This is a genomic window from Streptomyces actinomycinicus, assembly GCF_016741775.1.
GTDB lineage: Bacteria > Actinomycetota > Actinomycetes > Streptomycetales > Streptomycetaceae > Streptomyces > Streptomyces actinomycinicus.
Window position 1 is genome coordinate 100,458 of sequence record NZ_JAERRK010000013.1, and the last position, 20,342, is coordinate 120,799.

The following is a 20,342-nucleotide window of genomic DNA, read 5'->3' on the forward strand; positions in this document are numbered from 1 at the left end:
CGCACCGGCCCGCCACAATGGGGGCCATGCAGACCGTGACCGCCGTGGCCCACCGCGGCGCCCCCTACCGCTTCCGTGAGAACACCCTCGACTCGCTGCGTTCCGCGCTCGACCAGGGCGCGGACGCCGTCGAGATCGACGTACGGCTCACCCGCGACGGCGTGCCCGTGCTGCTGCACGACGAGACGCTGCGGCTGTGGGAGATCGACCGGCCGCTGCAGGCGCTGTCCGCCGAGGAACTGCGCGGGCTGACGGCGGGCGGTGTGCCGACTCTGGAGCAGGCGCTGGCCGCGACCGGTGACAGCAGGGTGATGGTGGACCTGTGCGGACCGGTGGGCCGCCGGACGGTCGAGCGGACCCTGGACGCGGTCCGGCGGTGCGGGGCCCAGGACCGCGTCTACTACAGCGCGCACGCCGAGGCGATGCTCGCCGTGCGGGCCGCCGACCCGGCCGCCGAGATCGCCCTGACCTGGACGACCCTGGCCCCGCCGCGGCCCGCGCTGCTGGCCGCGGTGCGCCCGCGCTGGCTCAACTACCGCTTCTCACTGGTCGACCGGGACCTGGCCGCCCGCATCCACCGCGACGGCTTCCTGCTGTCCGTGTGGACCCCGGACACCCCCCGCTCCATGCGCCGGCTGCTGGACCTGGGTGTCGACTCGATCACGACGAACCGGATCGACGTCCTGCACACGCTGCGCACCGCACAGGCGGACACCGCCCCGTAGACGGATGGCGAACCGTGGGGTCCCCGTGCCCGGTTGACGAACACCGGCGCCCCGTAGGGGTGAACCCGGTCAACTCCCCGAGCCGAATACGGAGTTGACCGAGGGGCGGGCCAGGGTCGTGCGCCCTCCCCGGTGAGGATCCGGACGACGGCCGGCCGCCGGAAGATGATCACGAATCTTTCGCGATCTCCTCGAGGAGCCCTTCATGCGCCGGAAAAGCCGCACCACCCTCCTGGCCGCCGGTCTCGTCACCGTGCTGACCGCCGGCCCGCTGGCCGTCCCGGCGTTCGCCGCGCCGGCGCCGTCCGTGTCCGCCGGCACCACGGCCGGACCCGACACCGAGGCCCTCTCGGCCGCGATCGCCGGACTGCCCGACCACGATGCCACCGCCGCGCTGCTGCGCGTCGGCGGTGACGGGACCTGGCGCGGCACGGCCGGCGTGCGGGACGTACGGACCGGGGCACCGGCCCTGGAGAACGGCCGCTTCCGGGCCGGCTCGGTGACGAAGGTGGTCACCGCGGCCATCGTGCTGCAACTGGTCGCGGAGGGCCGGATCGACCTCGACGGCACCGTGCAGGAGTACCTGCCGGGCCTGCTCACCAAGGACTTCAAGGATCCGGTCACCGTGCGGCAGTTGCTGAACTACACCAGCGGCCTGGGTCCGGGCGGGCCCCTCGGGGACACGGTCGAGGAGACCTACCCGCACCGCTTCGAGACGCTGACGCCCCGCGAGGTGGTGGCGGCCTCCGTCGCGGACGGTCCGGCGTACGCACCGGGCACCGAGCAGCACTACGGCAACATCCACTACACCGTGCTCGGGCTGCTGATCGAGAAGGTGACCGGCGACTCGTACGCGCACCAGGCCGCGGTGCGGATCTTCCGGCCGCTCGGCATGCGGCACAGCTCCTTCCCGGCCGGCCCGGACCCCCGTATCCACGGGGCGCACAACCGCGGCTACGACTGGATCGACGGCAGGCTCGTGGACGTGACCGACTGGAACATGTCCGATCGCTTCGCGGCCGGCGACCTGATCTCGACCACCGCCGACCTGGAACGGCTCCTGGTGGGCCTGTTCCGGGGCCGGGTGGTGCCCGAGCCGCAGCTGCGGGAGATGTTCACCCTGCCCCGGGTGCCCGGCGCCCAGTACGGGGCGGCGCTGCAGCGGTTCGAGGTCGGCGGCAAGGTGATCTGGGGCAAGACCGGCTCGCGGCCGGGCTACGCCACGGTGATCGCCGCGACCCGGGACCTGTCCCGCACGCTGGTCTACTCGGTCAACTCCACCGACGCCAAGGGCGACGGCGCCGCCACGGCCGAGCGCTTCGGCTTCCCCGCGTTCAACCGCTGAGGCCGGGTGCGGCCGGCGAGGCCGGCTCAGCGGCTGACCGGGTGCGGCCGGCGAGGCCGGCTCAGCGGCTGACCGGGGGCAGCCGGCGAGGCCGGCTCAGCGGCTGACCGGGGGCAGCCGGCGAGGCCGGTTCAGCGGCTGACCGGGGGCGGCCGGCGGCTGTTTCGAGCCGGCCCGGTTCAGCCGGCCACGGCGGCGGCCGCGGGCGCGGACGGCACGCCGAGCGTCTCCAGCCGCTTGATCTTCTTCCTCACGGCGTACAGCGGGACGACGCCGAAGACCCCGAAGGACATGTCGATCAGGCTCCACCAGAAGGGGATCCCGCGGACGGGACCGCAGAGGAGGGCGAGCGGGATGATCCCGGCGCAGGCGATCATCCCGAACTCGATCACCCAGATGTTGCGCACCGGGTCCCGGTACGGGCCGTAGAAGGCGACGGCGATGACGAGGTGGGCGAAGGCCAGCCAGTCGGTGCCGTAGAGGACGAACGGGTACTCGGCGTCGGCGGTGTCCAGTCCGTGCCGCACCCGCGTGATCCACTCCATGAGCCCCGGCGCGTGCTCCGGCACGGACAGGGCCCGCAGAACACCCTCGGTCCAGCGCAGTTCGTGCACCAGGGGGAAGGCGGTGGCCCCGCTGAGCACGAGGCACACCACGAAGAAGACCAGCCAGACGCGAATGCCCTTGAGCAGGGCGGCTCTGTCGCTCATGGCACGAGCGTACGCCTTATTTGAACGTGTTCAAAACTGGTTCCGGTCACGGCCTGCGCCCCGCGCGGGTCTCCACCGGAGCCGGCTCGCCCCCGGCCTCGGGACTCCCCGTACCCGGCCTACGCCCCCTCACTTCCCTTCCCCCGTGCGGCGAACGCGGCCGCCAGCACCTTCAGGGCCACGGCCGGATGGAACAGAACGGCCGGGGAAGCCACCATGTTCACCACCCGGGCGAACCGCGACCACACGGCCGCGTCCCGCACCGCCGCGCGGAAGAGGTGCGCGTTGTACCAGTGGGCGAACCGCGCGGCCGGCGGCGCGTGTTCGGGACTCCACATCAGGTCCGCGTTGGTGGACAGCGTCCACGGGGCCAGCAGGAGGCGGCCCAGCCTCTTCTGGAAGTCACCGGCCAGCCCGGCCGGTGACTTCCCCGCCGCGCGCCGGCCGGCCAGCATCCCGTGCAGCAGTTCCGCCTCCATCGCAGCCACCGTCAGCCCCTGGCCGTAGACGGGGTTGAAGACGCAGACGGAGTCGCCGACGGCGATCAGCCCGTCCGGCCAGTCCCGCACCTTGTGGTAGAGCCGCCACCGGTTCTCGACGTTGGTGTAGCGGTGGGTGGGTTCCTGGACGGTGCGCCGGGCGATGTGCCGGGCCAGCCGCGGATTGCCCAGGCTCTCCGCGTAGGCCAGGTAGCCCTCGTCGTCGGTCGGCGGCTGCTCCTCGAACCCGAACAGCGAGCACGTCCACCGGTTGCCTTCGACGGCCAGCAGGACTCCGGCGCGGGACACCTGGGGGGCGAACGGCATCTGATAGGCGACGTAGTAGTCCGGGTGGTCGGGGTGGCCGTCGCCGGGCCGGTCGAACTTCATGGACGTGTAGGTGACCTTCGCCTTCACGGTCCGCTTCGGCGGCACGGCGATCCCCATCGCGCCCAGCCAGTCCCCCAGCGCGCTGGAGCGGCCGGAGGCGTCGACCACCAGGTCGGCGGTCACCTCGAACGGCTCGTCCGTGCCCTGCCGTGCGCAGGTCACCCCGCTCACCCGGCCCGCGGGGTCCCGGGTCAGTCCCGTGCACCGGGTGGAGGCCCGCAGGGTGATCTCGGGCCGCGCGAGCACCTTGCGGCGCAGCCGGCGTTCCAGTTCGTCGCGGGTGAAGCTCTGGATCCGGATGCCGGTGCGCTTGCGGGGCGCGAACCCGGCGGGCAGCAGGAAGTCGACGTCCTCCCCGTAGTCGAAGACCGGCGCCCCGGCCTGCCGCAACTCCTCGCGCAGGCCCGGGAACAGCCGCTCCAGGATCTCGCCGCCCCTGGCCAGCATCGCGTGCGCGTGGTGGCCCTGCGGGGCGCCCGGGTGGGTGCCGGTGTCCTCGTCGACGGCGTCGCGTTCGACCAGGACGACCTCGCCGAAGAAGTCGGCCAGCACGCGGGCGGTCACCAGCCCCGCATAGCTGCCGCCGACGACCACGGCCCTGCCCCACGGGCGTTCTGCTGTCATGAGTCTTCTCCCTTGCACGGTGACGGCAGCGGCTCGACGGGGAGGACGCGGTCCGGCGGGGCGTCCTCACCCGCCTCGGGATCCGGGTAGACGCACAGGGTCCGGCCGTCCACCCGCAGCACGGGCGAGGTCCACGTCTGCGTGGCCTCGGGCTCCAGCACCCGTGTGGTGACGCGCGCGGCGTCGTGGACGACCAGCGACAGGATGTTCCAGCCCAGGTTGCCCATGGCGATGTGCTGCTCCGGGTGGTTCCGCGGTCCCGCGGCCTGTACGACGTAGAACCGCTCGTCCGCCCAGTAGCCGGAATGCTCCAGCGCGGCCCCCTCGGCGACCCGCACCCCGTCGACCCAGAGCATGCAGCGGCCCGAGGGGTGCAGGACGTGCACGGCGCGGTGCGCGTCGTCGGGGGTGAAGGCCACGTCGATGCCGTACGCGGTCCAGCAGTCGGTGAATCCGGCGCACGCTCCGGGCAGCGGCCCCATGCGGTTCCGGATGGGGCCCACCCGGCCGGCCGGCGGATCCTGGCCGCACGTCCGCGGGTCCCGGCAGGGCCGGTCGGCACGGCGTGTGCAGCCGATGCCCATCGCCGCCACGTCGCGGGGCGAGGCGCGGGACAGCAGTTCGGCGAGGTGCTCACGGTAGCGTTCCGGGCCGACGCGGGCGAGGTTGCGGTTTCCCTCGTCCCGCCACCACTGCCGCAGCTCCGCCCCGGCGGGTGACCGGCGCAGCCAGCTCTCCCAGCCGTCCTCGCGGGACGGTGCGGCCGTCGGTGCGTCACCGGATCCGGGTCCCTCGGTCCGCTGCCTGTGCCATCGCCACGCCACGGTCACACCCGGTTCCCCCTCGACAGCGGCCGGCGCCGTAAGAGCGGCGGCCGGCCGGCGGACCCGACGATCGTAGAGGGTGGTTCTCCGCTGCCATGACGGATTTTCCGGCCGTGTCCGGCCCGCGGTCAGAGCCCCGCGATCTTGTTCCAGCGTCTGGCGAACTCGGTGCGTTCCGTGGACGTGATGTCCCGGGCGATGGCCAGGCGGTCGCGCATGCCGGAATCCGGGAAGATCAGCGGGTTGTCGGCGAGGGCCGCGGTTTCCGCGTCCTTCGCGTCGGCCAGGACGTCACGGGCCGCCGGGACCGGACAGACGTAGTTCACCCAGGTGGCGAGCTTCGCGGCGACCTCGGGCTCGTAGTAGTAGTCGATCAGGCGCTCGGCGTTGGCCTTGTGGCGGGCACGGTCGGGGATCATCAGCGAGTCCGACCACAGCTCGGCGCCCTCCTCGGGGACGACGAAGCGGATGTCGGGGTTGTCCGCCTGGAGCTGGATGACGTCGCCGGAGTACGCCTGGCAGGCGAGGACGTCCCCGCTGACCAGGTCCTTGGTGTAGTCGTTGCCGGTGAAGCGGCGTATCTGACCGCGGTGCACCTGCCGTTCGATCTGATCGCAGACCTGGTGGAAGTCGTGCGGGGTCCAGCGGGTGATGTCGACGCCGTTGCCCTGCATGAGCAGCGCGAAGGACTCGTCCAGACCGGACAGGAGGGTCACGCGGCCCTTGAGGTCCTCGGCCCACAGGTCGGCGACGCTGCGTATCTCGCGGCCGAGTTTGCGCCGGTCGTAGGCGATGCCGGTGATTCCGGACTGCCACGGCACGGTGTGCAGGCGGCCCTCGTCGAAGGCGGGCGAGCGCAGCAGCGGGTCGAGGTGTTCCGCCACGTTCGGCTGGCGGGAGCGGTCCATCTTCTGGACCCAGCCGAGCCGGACGTACCGGGCGCACATCCAGTCGCTGATGACGATCAGGTCGCGGCCGGTGGTCTGGTGGTTCATCAGCGCGGGGCTGATCTTGCCGAAGAACTCGTCGTTGTCGTTGATCTCCTCGGCGTAGTCGACGGAGATCCCGGTGCGCTTCTCGAACCCGTCCAGCGTGGGCCGCCGGTTGGGGTCGTCGTCGTCGGTGTCGATGTAGAGCGGCCAGTTCGCCCAGGTCAGCTTCTTGTCGGCCGCGGACTCGTCGGTCACGGCCCGGTCGCCGGGTTCGACGTAGGCGGCGGGTACCCCGCAGCCGGCCAGGGCGCCGAGCGCAGCGGTGCCGCCGAGGGCGCTCAGCAGGGAACGGCGGGACAACACGGGCTTGCGGGAGGAAGTCTGGGACACCCCCGAAGCATGCCGTCCCGCCGGACGGGCGGACAATCGACGGTGCGTCGAGTGACGCCGGAGCTGCCTGACACCCTGTCGACCAACGGCCGCGGGGGCGCGGGAAGCCGTGCGACCGGCTTCCCGCGCCCCCGCGCCCGGACGGCGGCCGGAGCCGCCGGGGACGGCTCAGCCGTCCAGGGACGTCATCACGTGCTTGATGCGCGTGTAGTCCTCGAAGCCGTACGCCGACAGGTCCTTGCCGTAGCCGGACTTCTTGAAGCCGCCGTGCGGCATCTCCGCGACCAGCGGGATGTGGGTGTTGATCCACACGCAGCCGAAGTCGAGCCTCTTGGACATGCGCATCGCGCGGGCGTGGTCCTTGGTCCACACCGAGGAGGCGAGGGCGTACTCGACGCCGTTGGCCCACTCGACGGCCTGGTCCTCGTCGGAGAAGGACTGGACGGTGATGACCGGGCCGAAGACCTCGTTCTGGACGATCTCGTCGTCCTGCTTCAGGCCGGAGACGACGGTCGGGGCGTAGAAGTAGCCCTTGTCACCGACCTGCTGGCCGCCCGCCTCGACCTTGGCGTGGGCCGGGAGACGGTCGATGAAGCCGGAGACCTGCTTCAGCTGGTTCGGGTTGTTCAGCGGGCCGAAGAGCACGTCCTCGTCGTCCGGCTGGCCGGTCTTGGTCTCGGACGCGGCCTTGGCGAGCGCGGCGACGAACTCGTCGTGGATGGACTCCTGGACGAGGACGCGGGTCGCGGCCGTGCAGTCCTGGCCGGCGTTGAAGAAGCCGGCCACGGAGATGTCCTCGACGGCCTTGGCGATGTCGGTGTCCTCGAAGACGACGACCGGGGCCTTGCCGCCCAGCTCCAGGTGGACGCGCTTGACGTCCTTGGAGGCGGACTCGGCGACCGAGATGCCCGCGCGTACCGAGCCGGTGATGGAGGCCATCGCCGGGGTCGCGTGCTCGACCATCGCACGGCCGGTCTCGCGGTCGCCGCAGATGACGTTGAAGACGCCCTTGGGCAGGATCGAGCCGATGATGTCGGCGATCAGGACGGTGGAGGCCGGGGTGGTGTCCGACGGCTTCAGGACGACCGTGTTGCCCGCGGCGATCGCCGGGGCGAACTTCCACACGGCCATCATCATCGGGTAGTTCCACGGCGCCACCTGGGCGCAGACGCCGACCGGCTCGCGGCGGATGATCGAGGTCATCCCGTCCATGTACTCGCCGGCCGAGCGGCCCTCGAGCAGTCGCGCCGCACCCGCGAAGAAGCGGATCTGGTCGACCATCGGCGGGATCTCCTCGGAGCGGGTGAGCCCGACCGGCTTGCCCGTGTTCTCCACCTCGGCCGCGATCAGTTCCTCGGCGCGCTCCTCGAACGCGTCCGCGATCTTCAGGAGGGCCTTCTGCCGCTCGGCCGGGGTGGTGTCGCGCCACGCCGGGAAGGCGCGGGCCGCGGCCTCCATGGCGGCGTCCACGTCCGCCTGCCCGGACAGCGGCGCGGTCGCGTACGCGTCGCCCGTGGCGGGGTTGACCACCTCGGTGGTCCGTCCGTCGGCGGCGTCCCGGAACTCACCGTCGATGTAGTTGCGCAGACGACGCAGCTCGGTGCTCACTGCCGGCCTCCTGATCTGGTTCGAGGGTTTGAGCGCCCAGCCTGTCCAGCTGCTCGGGCTGTCCAGTCGCTGAGACACCCCACCCTAATCGGCGTACCGACGTTTTCAACACCCCCGCCGCGACCCGATCTGCGAAATCCGCAAGCTCAGGTCCTTCAAACAACGGATTTCGACACTTGAGGGTTGCGAAACTGTCGAGACGTCGTGCACAGTGAGGTCGTGGCCAGTCGAAGCGCAGACCAGAGGGACTCGCCCCGCGAGTCCAGGAACGGCAACAGTCCCCAGCTGGACGCCGTCTCCCTCGCCATCATCCAGCAGCTCCAGGAGGACGGCCGCCGGCCGTACGCCGCCATAGGCAAGGCCGTCGGCCTCTCCGAGGCGGCCGTGCGCCAGCGCGTGCAGAAGCTGCTGGACCAGGGTGTGATGCAGATCGTCGCCGTCACGGACCCGCTCACCGTGGGCTTCCGCCGGCAGGCGATGGTCGGGATCAACGTCGAGGGTGACGTCGAGTCGATCGCGGATGCGCTGACCGGCATGTCGGAGGTCGAGTACGTGGTGATGGCCGCGGGCTCGTTCGACATCCTCGCCGAGATCGTCTGCGAGGACGACGACCACCTGCTGGACGTCATCAACAAACGCATCCGGGCCCTGCCCGGCGTGCGCTCCACCGAGAGCTTCGTCTACCTGAAGCTGAAGAAGCAGACCTACATGTGGGGAACCCGATAACCGTGAGTTCAAAGGACCTCAGCAAGACCGCGTACGACCACCTGTGGATGCACTTCACCCGCATGTCCTCGTACGAGAACTCCCCCGTCCCGACCATCGTCCGGGGTGAGGGCACCTACATCTACGACGACAAGGGCAAGCGCTACCTCGACGGTCTCGCGGGCCTGTTCGTGGTCCAGGCCGGTCACGGCCGCACGGAACTCGCCGAGACCGCCTTCAAGCAGGCGCAGGAGCTGGCCTTCTTCCCGGTGTGGTCCTACGCCCACCCCAAGGCCGTCGAGCTGGCCGAGCGTCTCGCCGACCACGCCCCGGGCGACCTGAACAAGGTCTTCTTCACGACCGGCGGCGGCGAGGCCGTCGAGACCGCCTGGAAGCTGGCCAAGCAGTACTTCAAGCTCCAGGGCAAGCCGACCAAGTACAAGGTCATCTCCCGCGCGGTCGCCTACCACGGCACCCCGCAGGGCGCCCTGTCCATCACCGGCCTGCCGAGCCTGAAGGCCCCCTTCGAGCCGCTGGTGCCGGGCGCGCACAAGGTGCCCAACACCAACATCTACCGCGCGCCGATCTTCGGTGACGACCCCGTGGCCTTCGGCCGCTGGGCCGCCGACCAGATCGAGCAGCAGATCCTCTTCGAGGGCCCGGACACCGTCGCCGCGGTCTTCCTGGAGCCCGTGCAGAACGCCGGCGGCTGCTTCCCGCCCCCGCCCGGCTACTTCCAGCGCGTCCGCGAGATCTGCGACAAGTACGACGTCCTGCTCGTGTCGGACGAGGTCATCTGCGCCTTCGGCCGCCTGGGCACGATGTTCGCGTGCGACAAGTTCGGCTACGTCCCGGACATGATCACCTGCGCCAAGGGCATGACCTCGGGCTACTCCCCGATCGGCGCCTGCATCGTCTCCGACCGGATCGCCGAGCCGTTCTACAAGGGTGACAACACCTTCCTGCACGGCTACACCTTCGGTGGCCACCCGGTGTCCGCCGCGGTGGGTCTCGCCAACCTCGACCTGTTCGAGCGCGAGAACCTCAACCAGCACGTGCTCGACAACGAGGGCGCCTTCCTGCAGACCCTGCAGAAGCTGCACGACCTGCCGATCGTCGGCGACGTCCGCGGCAACGGCTTCTTCTACGGCATCGAGCTGGTGAAGGACAAGAACACCAAGGAGTCCTTCAACGACGAGGAGACGGAGCGCGTGCTGTACGGCTTCCTCTCCAAGGCCCTCTTCGACAACGGCCTCTACTGCCGTGCCGACGACCGCGGCGACCCGGTGATCCAGCTCGCCCCGCCGCTGATCTCCGACCAGGGGACCTTCGACGAGATCGAGCAGATCCTGCGCGCGACGCTGACGGAGGCGTGGACCAAGCTCTGATCCAGGAGCATCCGATCAGCTGATCAACACCGGCCCCGGTGCCGCCCGTTCGAGTGAGAACGGCGGCCCGGGGCCGTGTGCCGTCCGGCCCCGCCCCGGTGAGCTGCCTAGCGTGCAGTGACCGATCGGCCCAGTCTTCGTTCCCCCGCATGGGGGATCAAGCGCGGGAAAACGGATCAGAACCGAGGTGTACGCCCATGGAGGCCCCGCCGGACAACGACGTGCTCTGGGCACGCTCCCTGCACTTCAGTCACCGGGACGGCTCCCCCGGACTCACCGGGATCTCGCTCGGCGTGCGGGAGGGCGAGATCCTCGCCGTCAGCGGCCCCCGCGGCAGCGGCAAGACCACGCTGCTGCGCTGTCTGTCCGGCCAGGTGCCGGTGCGGTGCGGCGAGGTGTGGTTCAACAGCGCGCCGGTGCACACCCTCGGCCCGATGGCCCGTGAGCGGCTGCGCCGGGACCGCTTCGGCTGGATCGACCCCGAGCCGGTCCTGGTCCCCGAGCTGAACGTGTGGGAGAACGCCGCGCTCCCCCTGATGCTGCGCGGCACCGGCCGGCGCCGGGCCAAGGCCGCCGCGCGGGAGTGGCTTGAGCGCCTGGACATCGGCGACAAGGCGCGCTGCCGCCCGCACGCGCTGCAGCACGCCGAGCGCCAGCGCGTCGCCATCGCCCGCGCCCTCGCCACCGGGCCCTCGGTCCTCTTCGCGGACGAGCCGACGGCCCCGCTGCACCGCGCCGACCGCGCCCACGTCCTGCGCACGCTCACCGCGGCGGCCCGCTCGCACGGCATCACCGTGGTCCTCGCCACGCACGACGCCGAGACCGCCGCCCTGGCCGACCGCACGGTGGCCCTGCTGGACGGGCGGTGCGTGCGGACCGTCCACCTGCCGGACGCCCCCGAACCGGAAGGCCGGGCCGCGTGCTCGCTCTCCGTCTGACCCGCGCCGCCCGGCCCGCCGTCCAGCTGCGCCGCCTGCTGGTGGCCGCTGCCGCGGCGGGCACCGGTTTCCTGCTCCTGTCCTGCCTCGGCCACGCCCTGGACCACCCCGAGGACGCGGGGGCCGCCGCGCTGCGCCTGGCCTGGTGCGCGGTGCCGCTCGCCGCCACCGTGTACTTCGCGCTCGCGGTCGCCCGTACCGACCCCGGCACGCGGCCGCGCCCCGGCCTGTCCGCCGTGGGCCTGAGCCCCGCCCGCCTCATGGCCGTCTCCGCTCTGACCACGGCCCTGTCCTGCACCCTGGGCTCGATGCTGGCCCTGCTGGTCTTTCTGCACCTGCGCGGCGACCTGACGGGCATGCCGTTCGACGGCGCCGCGGCCGGCTTCCTGGCCGCGGACCAGCCCCTCCCGCTCCCCGCGGCCCTGACCCTGCTGGTCCTGCCGCCGGCGACGGCCGCCATCACGGTGGCCCTGGCCCTCCGGCCGCGAGACCCCCGCCCGGCCACTCCGGACCGCCGGGGCTTCGGCCGCTTCGGGGCGTACCGCAGGGCGACGGCACGGGAGACGTTCGGCACGTACGGACGATTCGGGTCACGCGTCACCCGCCGCACGACGGCCGGCACGGACGCCGCCGGACAACCAGGCCCGCTCCGCACGACGGGCAGCACGGACGCCACCGCACAACACGGCGCAGGGTCCACCGCCCCGTCCGCCGCCCGGACCGGCGACCCCGCCGGTGACGTGCCCACCGGCGGCACCCCGGCCGGCCTCCCCTGGGGCGTCGCGCTGGTCACCGCCGGCCTGGCCGCCCAGTCCTACGCCGGCGACCCCGCCCCGGCTCCCTCCCTCGCCGTACTCCTCGGCTGGCTCCTCACCGCCACCGGCCTCGTCGTGGCCGGCCCCGGCCTCACCCACCTGTGCGGCCGGCTCCTGCAGTCCGTACGCCCGGGTGCGCTCCGGCTGCTCGCCGGCCGCGTGCTGATGACGGAAGCCACCCGTATCGGCCGTCCCCTGGGCGTGGTCTGCGCGGTGGCGTCCGCCGGTTACGCGATGGCGGTCCTGTACGACGACCCGTCCCCGGACTTCGGCCCGCTGACCGCCCTCGGCGCGCTCGTCGTCGCCGGCTGCACGGTGGCCACCCTGCTCACCGCGGCCGTGGAGGCCCGCCAGTGCCGCGCCGAGACCATCGCGGCGCTGCTGCGCCTCGGCGCGCCGGCCTCGATGCTGCGCGGTGCCGCCGCCCTGCGCACGGCCGCCCTGCTGGCCCTGTTCGGCCCGCTCGTCCTCGTGGTCGGCGCTCTGTCGGCGCTGCCGTCGGCCCGCTGAGCGCCGGGCTCGAAAAAAGTTTCCCGGAGGCCGATGAGTCCGGTGCGGGCCGCCGGTCTACCCCACCGAACGCGACGAACACCGGGCGGGGCGAAAACCCCGCCCGACGGACACCGCACACGACGAACCGCGCACCGCCCCTACGGGAGAGGCCCCCATGTACCAGCAGATGATCTTCGTGAACCTGCCCGTGAACGACCTCGACGCCTCGAAGAAGTTCTTCACGGAACTGGGCTACACGATCAACCCGCAGTTCAGCGACGAGAAGGCCGCCTCCGTGGTGATCAGCGACACCATCGTCGCGATGCTGCTGACCAAGCCGTTCTACGCGACCTTCACCAAGAAGCAGATCGCCGACGCGACGACGACCAGCGAGGTGCTGGTCTGTCTGAGCGCCGAGAGCCGCGAGAAGGTGGACGAGCTGGTCGGCAAGGCCATCGCGGCCGGCGGCACGGAGACCGGCCCGACCCAGGACCACGGCTTCATGTACGGGCGCGCCTTCGACGACCTCGACGGTCACACGTGGGAGGTCATGTGGATGGACCCGGCGGCGATCCAGGGCTGATCCCCGCGGCCCGAACGTCCGTGCCAGCATGGGCGGGTGCATCCGACACCCGCCCAGCCCCACCGTGCCGCCCACGATCACGAGATCGAGTCCCTCGCGGAGTTCGACGAGGTGGTCGCCGAACACGGCTCGCTCGCCCGGTTCCGCATCCAGGCCGTCGATCTGACCGGCCGTACCGACGTCCTGCTCCGTCTCGACGCGACGGGCGCCGTCTTCCTCGGCTGCCCGATGGACCCCGAGGCCGCCGCCCGTGTCCGGTCCGCCGGGGCCCTCGTCTTCCCGCCGGTCCCCGGTCTGCCGTTCGACCCGTACCGAGGACTCACCTACACGCCCGACGAGTTGTTCGAGTCGCTGGCGGAGGAGTACGAGGCGACACCGGACGCGCAGGCCTACGCCTGGTTCCAGCGGACGAAATCCGACGGTGACGTTTTCGCCTCGATGCTCCGCGCGGTCCACGACGACGCCGTCTCCGACGCCCTGGACGAACTCCTGGCCGGCGCACGGGTGGTGGGTGTCATGGGCGGGCACGCGATGGCCCGCGGCACGGACGCCTACGCGGGCGCCGCCCGGCTCGGCCGCGAGCTGACGCGCGCCGGCTTCACCGTCGCCACCGGCGGCGGGCCGGGTGCCATGGAGGCCGCCAACCTCGGCGCCTACGCAGCCCCCTTCGCCGACGACATGCTGGAGGACGCGCTCCGGCTGCTGGCCAAGGCACCCTCGTTCCGGCCCTCGGTCACGGAGTGGGCGCGCGCCGCCTTCGAGGTGCGCGAACGCTGGCCCGGTGGCGGGGAGTCGGTGGGCATACCCACCTGGTTCTACGGCCACGAGCCGCCGAACGCCTTCGCCGCCCACATCGCCAAGTACTTCGCCAACGCCACCCGCGAGGACGGCCTGCTGGCGCGCTCCACCGCCGGGGTGGTGTTCCTGCCGGGCGCCGCGGGGACCGTGCAGGAGATCTTCGACAACGCGACGCCGAACTACTACGAGTCGCGCGGCGAACCGGCGCCGATGGTGCTCGTGGACAGCGGGCACTGGACGCGGGAGCTGCCGGCCTGGCCGTTGCTGCAGGCGCTGGCCCGGGGGCGGGCGATGGAGTCCCGTATCACCCTTGTTGACCGGATCGAGCAGGCCACGGCCGCGATCAAACGTCTCGGCGGTTAATAAGCGGGCAAAGTCAACAGCCGTTGGTGGCATATGCGTTGACACTGCTTATGGAGCACTTATAAACCTGTGAGCCTCCCGGGGGTGCTGGGGCCTCACCTCATCCGTCGCCCCAACTCCCCCTCACCCCCCGCAATTGCACTCTGTAAAGGACAAACGTTGTCCATGACTCGCCGTAGCGTACGCCGTTCCGTGCGCGTTCTGGGTGTCGCCTCCGGATCCGCGGCGCTGGTGCTGGGCCTGGCCGGCTCCGCTCTCGCCTGCAACATCAAGGACTTCTCCGCCGAAGCGAAGTGTGACGGCGAGAAGGGCGTCATCGTCGTCACCGACACCGACCCCTCCGCCACCGAGGGCACCGTCAGCGTCTTCCTCAAGGGCGTGGGCGGTGTCGAGAGCAAGGTCGGCGAGCAGCCGGTCAAGGGTTCCAAGGAGGGCGTCCAGCTCACCTTCCCTGAGGACTGGAAGCCGAGCGCCACCTACCGGGTGCACGTCAAGGCCGGCAATGTCGACCAGGACATCCAGCCCGACCTGGTGACCCCGTCCACCGCCTGCAAGACCGAGAGCGAGACCCCGAAGCCGCCGGCCTCCACGACGCCCTCGCCGACCCCGACCAAGTCCGCCCCGGCCGAGTCGGCGACCCCGACCCCCTCGGCCTCCGAGTCCAGCTCCGCCCCGGCGGGCACCTCGGACAACGCGCCGTCCCCGGCGGCCGGTGAGTCCAACCTCGCCGAGACCGGTGCCGACTCCAACACCGGGCTGATCGCCGGTGTCGCCGGCGCCCTGGTCGTCGTCGGCGGTGGCGCGGTCTGGTTCGGCATGCGCCGCCGCGGCACGCGCAACAACGGCTGACGCCCAACCGCCGATCAGCACCTGACGCCACACCGCGCAGCGAGCCGCGGCCCGTCCTCCCTTCCCCGGGTGGGCGGGCCGCGGCCGTTCACCCGGCCTGAGTGCGTTCGGCCGGCGAACGCCGGTGCCGGGCACCTGGTCGGGTACGCCGGCGCCGGGCACTCGGCCGGGTACACCGGCGCCGGGCACTCGGCCGGGTACACCGGTACCGGGCACTCGGCCGGGTACACCGGTACCGGGCACTCGGCCGGGTACACCGGTGCCGGTTGCTCAGTCGAGCACCACGATCTCGGCCGCGTCGAACTCCACGCCGACCGTCGCCCCGGCCTCCGGTGCGTCCCGCAGCGCGCAGGCCGCCTCCAGGCGCGGGGCGTCCTCCGGCTGGAGGAGGACGGAGACATGGGTGCCCTTGAAGGTGCGGGCGGTCACCGTGCAGGGCAGGCCCTGGTCGGCCGGCCGCAGCCGGACCCCCGCGGGGCGGACGAGAACCGTGCGGTTGCCCTGGGCGGAGCCGTCGGGCACCGGCAGCTTGCCCCAGGGACTGTCGGCGGCCGCACCGGCAACGGTCGCCCCGGCCACGTTGTCGAAGCCGAGGAAGCGGGCCACGAACGCATCGGCGGGCCGCTGCCACACCTCGAGCGGCGTACCGGTCTGCGCGATCCGCCCGTCCCGCATCACCACCACCCGGTCGGCCAGCGCGAACGCCTCGCCCTGGTCGTGCGTGACGGCGAGCACCGTGGTCCCCAACCGCCCGAAAAGTTCCCGCAGTTCAACCACCAGCCGTTCCCGCAGCGAACGGTCGAGCTGGCCGAGCGGCTCGTCCAGCATGAGGATCCGCGGCCGGGGGGCGAGCGCGCGGGCGAGCGCTACCCGCTGCTGCTCCCCGCCGGACAGCCCGGCCACCGCCCGCCGGGCGGCCCCCGGCAAACCGACCAGCTCCAGCAGCTTCCCCACCTCGCCGTCGCGTTCGCCCTTGCCGACGCCGCGCATGCGCAGCCCGAACGCCACGTTCGCGCCGACGTCCCGCTGCGGGAACAGCTGGTGGTCCTGGAACATCAGCCCGACACCGCGCTTGTGCGCGGGCACCCCCGCCTGGTCCCGGCCGTCGAGCAGCACCCGCCCGGAATGGAGGGGCTGGAGACCGGCCACCGCACGGAGCAGGGTCGACTTCCCGCTGCCGCTGGGCCCGAGCACGCACACCACCTCGTGCTCGACGACCTCAAGACCGACTCCGTCGAGCACGGCCCGCCCACCGAAGCGCACGGTCGCGGCATCGAGGCTCAGCAGCATCAGAACTCCCCCGTACGGTCGGTGCGCAGCCGTTCCAGCACGAGCAGCGCGGCGGCGCACACCACCATCAGAATGGTCGAAAGAGCCATGGCCTGGCCGTAGTTGACTTCGCCGGGGCGGCTCAGCAGCCGGGCCACGGCGACCGGCAGCGTCGGGTTGTCGGGCCGGGCGATGAACACGGTCGCCCCGAACTCGCCGAGCGAGACGGCGAACGCGAACCCGGCAGCGACCAGCAGCGCGCGCCGCACCATCGGCAGGTCCACCTCCCGCCACACCCGCCAGGGCGAGGCCCCGAGGACTGCCGCGGCCTCCCTGAGCCGGGCGTCCACCGCCCGCAGCACGGGCAGCATGGTGCGTACGACGAAGGGTGCGCCGACCAGCGCCTGCGCGAGCGGCACCAGGATCCAGGACTGGCGCAGGTCCAGCGGCGGCTCGTCGAGGGCGATCAGGAAACCGAAGCCGACGGTCACGGCGGAGACGCCGAGGGGCAGCATCAGCAGCGCGTCGAAGCTCCGCACCAGCCGCCCCGCGTCCCGCCGGGCCAGGGCCGCGGCGGCGAGGCCTCCGATCACCACGGCGATGGCGGTGGCGGCGACGGCGTACTGCAGCGAGGTCCACACGGCGGTCACGGGCGCGACCAGGAACGTACCGCCGTCCGCGTCGGTCAGTGCCCGGTACGAACCGAGGCCGGGCGACTCGAACGAGCGCCGGACGAGCACGGCGAGCGGCAGGACCAGGAGCAGGGCGACGGTGCCGAGGACCCCGGCGAGCAGTGCCCACTGCCCGGCGCCGCGCGGCCGGCGGGCGGTCGTGTTCGGGTCGACGAGCCGCAGCGCGGTCTCCCGCCGCCGTACCGTCCACGCGTGCACGGCGAGGATCGCGCCGACGGCGGCGAACTGGAGGAGGGTGAGGACGGCGGCCGTGGACAGGTCGAAGACGTCGGTGGTCTGCCGGTAGATCTCCACCTCGAGGGTGGAGAAGGTGGGGCCGCCGAGGATCTGCACCACACCGAAGGAGGTGAAGGTGAACAGGAACACCATGAGCGCGGCGGCGGCCACGGCGGGCGCGAGCGCCGGCAGGGTGACCTTCCGCCAGGCCGCCGACGGCGAGGCGCCCAGCATCCGGGCGGCTTCCACCTGCCGGGGGTCGAGCTGGGACCACAGCCCGCCCACGGTCCGTACGACGACCGCGTAGTTGAAGAAGACGTGGGCCAGCAGGATCGCCCACACCGTGGTGTCCAGCCGTACCCCCCACAGCTCGTCGAGCAGCCCGTTGTGCCCGACCAGCGCCAGGAAGGCGCTGCCGGCGACGACGGTCGGCAGCACGAACGGCACCGTGACGACGGCCCGCAGCAGTTGCCTGCCCGGGAAGTCCAGGCGGGCGAAGACGTAGGCGGCGGGCAGCGCGAGCAGCAGGGTGAGCGCGGTGGAGGCGAGCGCCTGCCAGGTGGTGAACCACAGCACGTGCCGGATGTCCGGCTGGGTGACCACGTCCAGGATCCGCCCGAGCCGCCAGACGCCGTCCACCTTCAGCCCGCGCGTGACGATCGCGGCGACGGGCCAGGCGAAGAACAGCGCGAAGAACGCGACGGGCAGGGCCATGAGGCCGAGCCGCGCCGCGTTCCCCCGCCGGGACCGGGCTACTTCAGTACGAGTGACGTCCACGACTTGACCCACTGGTCACGGTGGTCGGCGATCTCGGCCGGAGCCATGTTCTCGGGGTGCTCGGCGGCCGGCCCGTACTTGGTGAAGTCCGCGGGCACCTTCGCCCCCTGGACCACCGGGTAGACGAACATGTTCAGCGGCATGTCCTCCTGGAACTGGCGGGAGACCAGGAAGTCCAGGAACGCCTTGCCGCCCTTGGTGTTCCCGGCGTTGCCGAGCAGGCCGGCGAACTCGATCTGCCGGAAGCAGGTGCCGGTGGCCACGCCGGTCGGGGCGGCCGCGGGCCGCTTCTCGGCGTAGATCACCTCGGCGGGCGGGGAGGAGGCGTACGACACGACGAGCGGCCGGTCGCCACCGGCCTTCTTGCCCTCCGACGATCCGGAGAACTCCTGGCGGTAGGCCTGGTCCCAGCTGTCGACGACCTTGACGCCGTTGGCCTTCAGCTTCTTCCAGTAGTCCTGCCAGCCCCCGCCGTCCCCGAACTGCGCGGCGCTGCCGAGCAGGAAGCCGAGGCCCGGGGAGGAGGTGGCCGCGTTCTCGGTGACGAGCAGGTCCTTGTACGCGGGCTTGGCCAGGTCGGCGAAGGACTGCGGCGGGGCCAGCTTGTGCCGCGCGAAGTACGCCTTGTCGTAATTGACGCAGATGTCGCCGTAGTCGACGGGCGTGACCCGGTGCTCGTCCTTGTCGAGCTGGTACTGCGCGCCGACCTTGTCGAGCCCCTTGGCCTCGTACGGCTGGAACAGCCCGTTGTCCAGGGCCCGGGAGAGCAGGGTGTTGTCGACTCCGAAGAGGACGTCGCCCTGCGGGTTGTCCTTGGTCAGGATCGCCTTGTTGACCGCCTGTCCGGCGTCGCCGTCCTCGAGGACCCGGACCTTGTACCCGGACTGCTTCTCGAAGTCCTTGATGACGCTCTTGGAGACGCTCCACGAGTTGTGGCTGACCAGGGTCACGGTCCTGGTGTCCGCGGAGCCCTTGGCGTCGGTCGAGCCGCACGCGGACAGCGTGACCAGGCCGAGTCCTACGGCCACGGCCACGAAGGTCTTGATGTGCACTGGATGTCCTCCTGGGGGTTGGCCAGGAAGAGACGCGGCCCTGCCCGGGCGTCTCACGGGGAGAACCCGGGCAGGGCGCAACAGCTTGAGTGATGACCGAACTCCCTACCCAGAATGACCTGGGCGAGGTTCAGAGGGTCTGCGGCCCTGTCCGCCGCACTCTCAGCGCTGTGGCGCTCCCCTGTCGGAATATGAAGATGTGTGGACGTGGCCAGATTACCGCTCGGTGGCGGCGAGCTGACCACAGGCTCCGTCGATCTCCTGACCGCGGGTGTCCCGGACCGTGACGGGCACCCCGTGCGCGGCGATGGCCTCCACGAACGCCTTCTCGTCCTCGGGCCGCGACGCGGTCCACTTCGACCCGGGCGTCGGGTTCAGCGGGATGAGGTTGACGTGCACGGGCTTGCCCTTGAGCAGCCGGCCGAGCCGGTCACCGCGCCAGGCCTGGTCGTTGATGTCCCGGATGAGCGCGTACTCGATGGACAGCCGGCGGCCCGACTTCTCGGTGTACTCGAAGCCGGCGTCCAGCACCTCGCGCACCTTCCACCGCGTGTTCACGGGGACGAGGGTGTCGCGCAGCTCGTCGTCAGGGGCGTGCAGGGAGATCGCGAGCCGGCACTTGAAGCCCTCGTCGGCGAACCGGTGGATGGCCGGCACGAGGCCGACGGTCGACACGGTGATCCCGCGCTGCGACAGCCCGAGGCCGTCCGGGGCGGGGTCGGTGAGCGCCCGGATGGCACCGACGACCCGGTTGTAGTTGGCGAGCGGCTCGCCCATCCCCATGAAGACGATGTTGGACAGCCGCGCAGGACCGCCGGGCACCTCGCCGTCCCTCAGCGCCCGCATGCCGTCCACGATCTGGTGGACGATCTCGGCGGTGGACAGATTCCGGTCGAGCCCGGCCTGGCCCGTGGCGCAGAAGGGGCAGTTCATTCCGCATCCGGCCTGCGAGCTGATGCACATGGTGACCCGGTCCGGGTAGCGCATCAGGACGGACTCGACGAGCGTGCCGTCGAAGAGCCGCCACAGCGTCTTGCGCGTGGTCCCCTGGTCGGTGGACAGGTGCCGGACGACGGTCATCAGCTCCGGGAACAGCGCCTCGCGCAGCTTCTCCCGGGAGCCGGCCGGAATGTCGGTCCACTCCTGCGGGTCGTGCGCGTACCGCGCGAAGTAGTGCTGCGAGAGCTGCTTGGCACGAAACGGCTTCTCCCCGATCTCGGCCACGGCGTCCTTGCGCTCGGCGGGCGAGAGGTCGGCGAGATGCCGCGGCGGCTTCTTGGCTCCGCGCGGCACGGCAAAAGTAAGTTCTCCGGGCTTCGGCATAACCCTTCCAGTGTCGCAGATCAACTCGGGGAGCCCAGGCCAGAGCGGGGTGGGG

The 20,342-nt window shown here is 71.7% G+C and carries 18 protein-coding genes; 9 read left to right on the top strand and 9 right to left on the bottom strand.

Features of this window, described 5'->3' with window-relative positions; genetic code table 11:
- Positions 1 to 26: 26 nt before the first annotated feature.
- Both JK359_RS23910 and JK359_RS23915 read left to right on the top strand, forming a co-directional pair.
- Positions 27 to 725 carry a glycerophosphodiester phosphodiesterase gene (locus tag JK359_RS23910; RefSeq protein ID WP_201839234.1) on the top strand — a complete coding sequence of 233 codons (699 nt, stop codon included), beginning with the start codon at positions 27 to 29 and terminating at the stop codon, positions 723 to 725.
- 205 nt (positions 726 to 930) lie between these two features.
- Complete coding sequence (locus JK359_RS23915; RefSeq protein WP_201839237.1) at positions 931 to 2,070, top strand: serine hydrolase domain-containing protein; 1,140 nt, start codon at positions 931 to 933, stop codon at positions 2,068 to 2,070.
- A 179-nt stretch (positions 2,071 to 2,249) separates the two neighbouring features.
- Here the strand turns inward: JK359_RS23915 and JK359_RS23920 are convergent, their stop codons facing one another.
- From JK359_RS23920 to JK359_RS23940, 5 genes are all read right to left on the bottom strand, one after another.
- Complete coding sequence (locus JK359_RS23920; protein WP_201839240.1) at positions 2,250 to 2,780, bottom strand: hypothetical protein; 531 nt, start codon at positions 2,778 to 2,780, stop codon at positions 2,250 to 2,252.
- Positions 2,781 to 2,899: 119 nt separating this feature from the next.
- Complete coding sequence (locus JK359_RS23925) at positions 2,900 to 4,273, bottom strand: FAD-dependent oxidoreductase (RefSeq protein WP_201839245.1); 1,374 nt, start codon at positions 4,271 to 4,273, stop codon at positions 2,900 to 2,902.
- A complete protein-coding gene (locus JK359_RS23930) occupies positions 4,270 to 5,103 on the bottom strand; it encodes a hypothetical protein (RefSeq protein WP_201839261.1) in 834 nt (277 codons plus the stop codon). Before JK359_RS23930 ends, JK359_RS23925 begins: the two co-directional genes overlap by 4 nt.
- A 122-nt stretch (positions 5,104 to 5,225) precedes the next feature.
- Complete coding sequence (locus tag JK359_RS23935; RefSeq protein WP_201839264.1) at positions 5,226 to 6,419, bottom strand: ABC transporter substrate-binding protein; 1,194 nt, start codon at positions 6,417 to 6,419, stop codon at positions 5,226 to 5,228.
- Between the two features lie 168 nt (positions 6,420 to 6,587).
- Positions 6,588 to 8,027, bottom strand: coding sequence for a gamma-aminobutyraldehyde dehydrogenase (locus tag JK359_RS23940; protein WP_201839267.1), 1,440 nt, complete (start codon positions 8,025 to 8,027; stop codon positions 6,588 to 6,590).
- Between the two features lie 204 nt (positions 8,028 to 8,231).
- On the opposite strand from JK359_RS23940, the gene JK359_RS23945 reads away from it, so the two are divergent.
- The 7 genes from JK359_RS23945 (at position 8,232) to JK359_RS23975 (ending at position 14,958) form a co-directional block, all read left to right on the top strand.
- Positions 8,232 to 8,753 (top strand): Lrp/AsnC family transcriptional regulator, encoded by a 522-nt coding sequence (locus JK359_RS23945; RefSeq protein ID WP_201839587.1) that lies wholly within the window; start codon positions 8,232 to 8,234, stop codon positions 8,751 to 8,753.
- Positions 8,738 to 10,120 carry an aspartate aminotransferase family protein gene (locus JK359_RS23950; protein ID WP_307788254.1) on the top strand — a complete coding sequence of 461 codons (1,383 nt, stop codon included), beginning with the start codon at positions 8,738 to 8,740 and terminating at the stop codon, positions 10,118 to 10,120. The genes JK359_RS23945 and JK359_RS23950 overlap by 16 nt, the downstream gene beginning before the upstream one ends.
- A gap of 197 nt (positions 10,121 to 10,317) precedes the next feature.
- A complete protein-coding gene (locus tag JK359_RS23955; RefSeq protein ID WP_201839275.1) occupies positions 10,318 to 11,058 on the top strand; it encodes an ABC transporter ATP-binding protein in 741 nt (246 codons plus the stop codon).
- Positions 11,040 to 12,383 (top strand): hypothetical protein, encoded by a 1,344-nt coding sequence (locus JK359_RS23960; protein WP_201839278.1) that lies wholly within the window; start codon positions 11,040 to 11,042, stop codon positions 12,381 to 12,383. Before JK359_RS23955 ends, JK359_RS23960 begins: the two co-directional genes overlap by 19 nt.
- Before the next feature lie 157 nt (positions 12,384 to 12,540).
- Positions 12,541 to 12,948, top strand: a complete 408-nt coding sequence (locus JK359_RS23965; RefSeq protein WP_201839281.1) for a VOC family protein — start codon at positions 12,541 to 12,543, stop codon at positions 12,946 to 12,948.
- Positions 12,949 to 12,984: 36 nt separating this feature from the next.
- A complete protein-coding gene (locus tag JK359_RS23970) occupies positions 12,985 to 14,109 on the top strand; it encodes an LOG family protein (protein ID WP_201839284.1) in 1,125 nt (374 codons plus the stop codon).
- A gap of 165 nt (positions 14,110 to 14,274) precedes the next feature.
- The gene (locus JK359_RS23975) at positions 14,275 to 14,958 is read left to right on the top strand and encodes an LAETG motif-containing sortase-dependent surface protein (protein WP_201839287.1); all 684 of its coding nucleotides are present in this window, start codon (positions 14,275 to 14,277) and stop codon (positions 14,956 to 14,958) included.
- A 270-nt stretch (positions 14,959 to 15,228) separates the two neighbouring features.
- On the opposite strand, the gene JK359_RS23980 is transcribed toward JK359_RS23975, so the two are convergent.
- The 4 genes from JK359_RS23980 to rlmN form a co-directional block, all read right to left on the bottom strand.
- Positions 15,229 to 16,248, bottom strand: coding sequence for an ABC transporter ATP-binding protein (locus JK359_RS23980; RefSeq protein WP_201839290.1), 1,020 nt, complete (start codon positions 16,246 to 16,248; stop codon positions 15,229 to 15,231).
- On the bottom strand, positions 16,248 to 17,849 hold the full coding sequence (locus JK359_RS23985; protein ID WP_201839292.1) for an ABC transporter permease: 1,602 nt from the start codon (positions 17,847 to 17,849) through the stop codon (positions 16,248 to 16,250). The genes JK359_RS23980 and JK359_RS23985 overlap by 1 nt, the downstream gene beginning before the upstream one ends.
- Before the next feature lie 38 nt (positions 17,850 to 17,887).
- Positions 17,888 to 18,964: a thiamine ABC transporter substrate-binding protein gene (locus JK359_RS23990; RefSeq protein ID WP_201839294.1), complete on the bottom strand. Its 1,077-nt coding sequence runs from the start codon at positions 18,962 to 18,964 to the stop codon at positions 17,888 to 17,890.
- Between the two features lie 216 nt (positions 18,965 to 19,180).
- Positions 19,181 to 20,287, bottom strand: a complete 1,107-nt coding sequence (gene rlmN, locus JK359_RS23995) for a dual-specificity RNA methyltransferase RlmN (protein WP_201839296.1) — start codon at positions 20,285 to 20,287, stop codon at positions 19,181 to 19,183.
- Positions 20,288 to 20,342 lie beyond the last annotated feature (55 nt).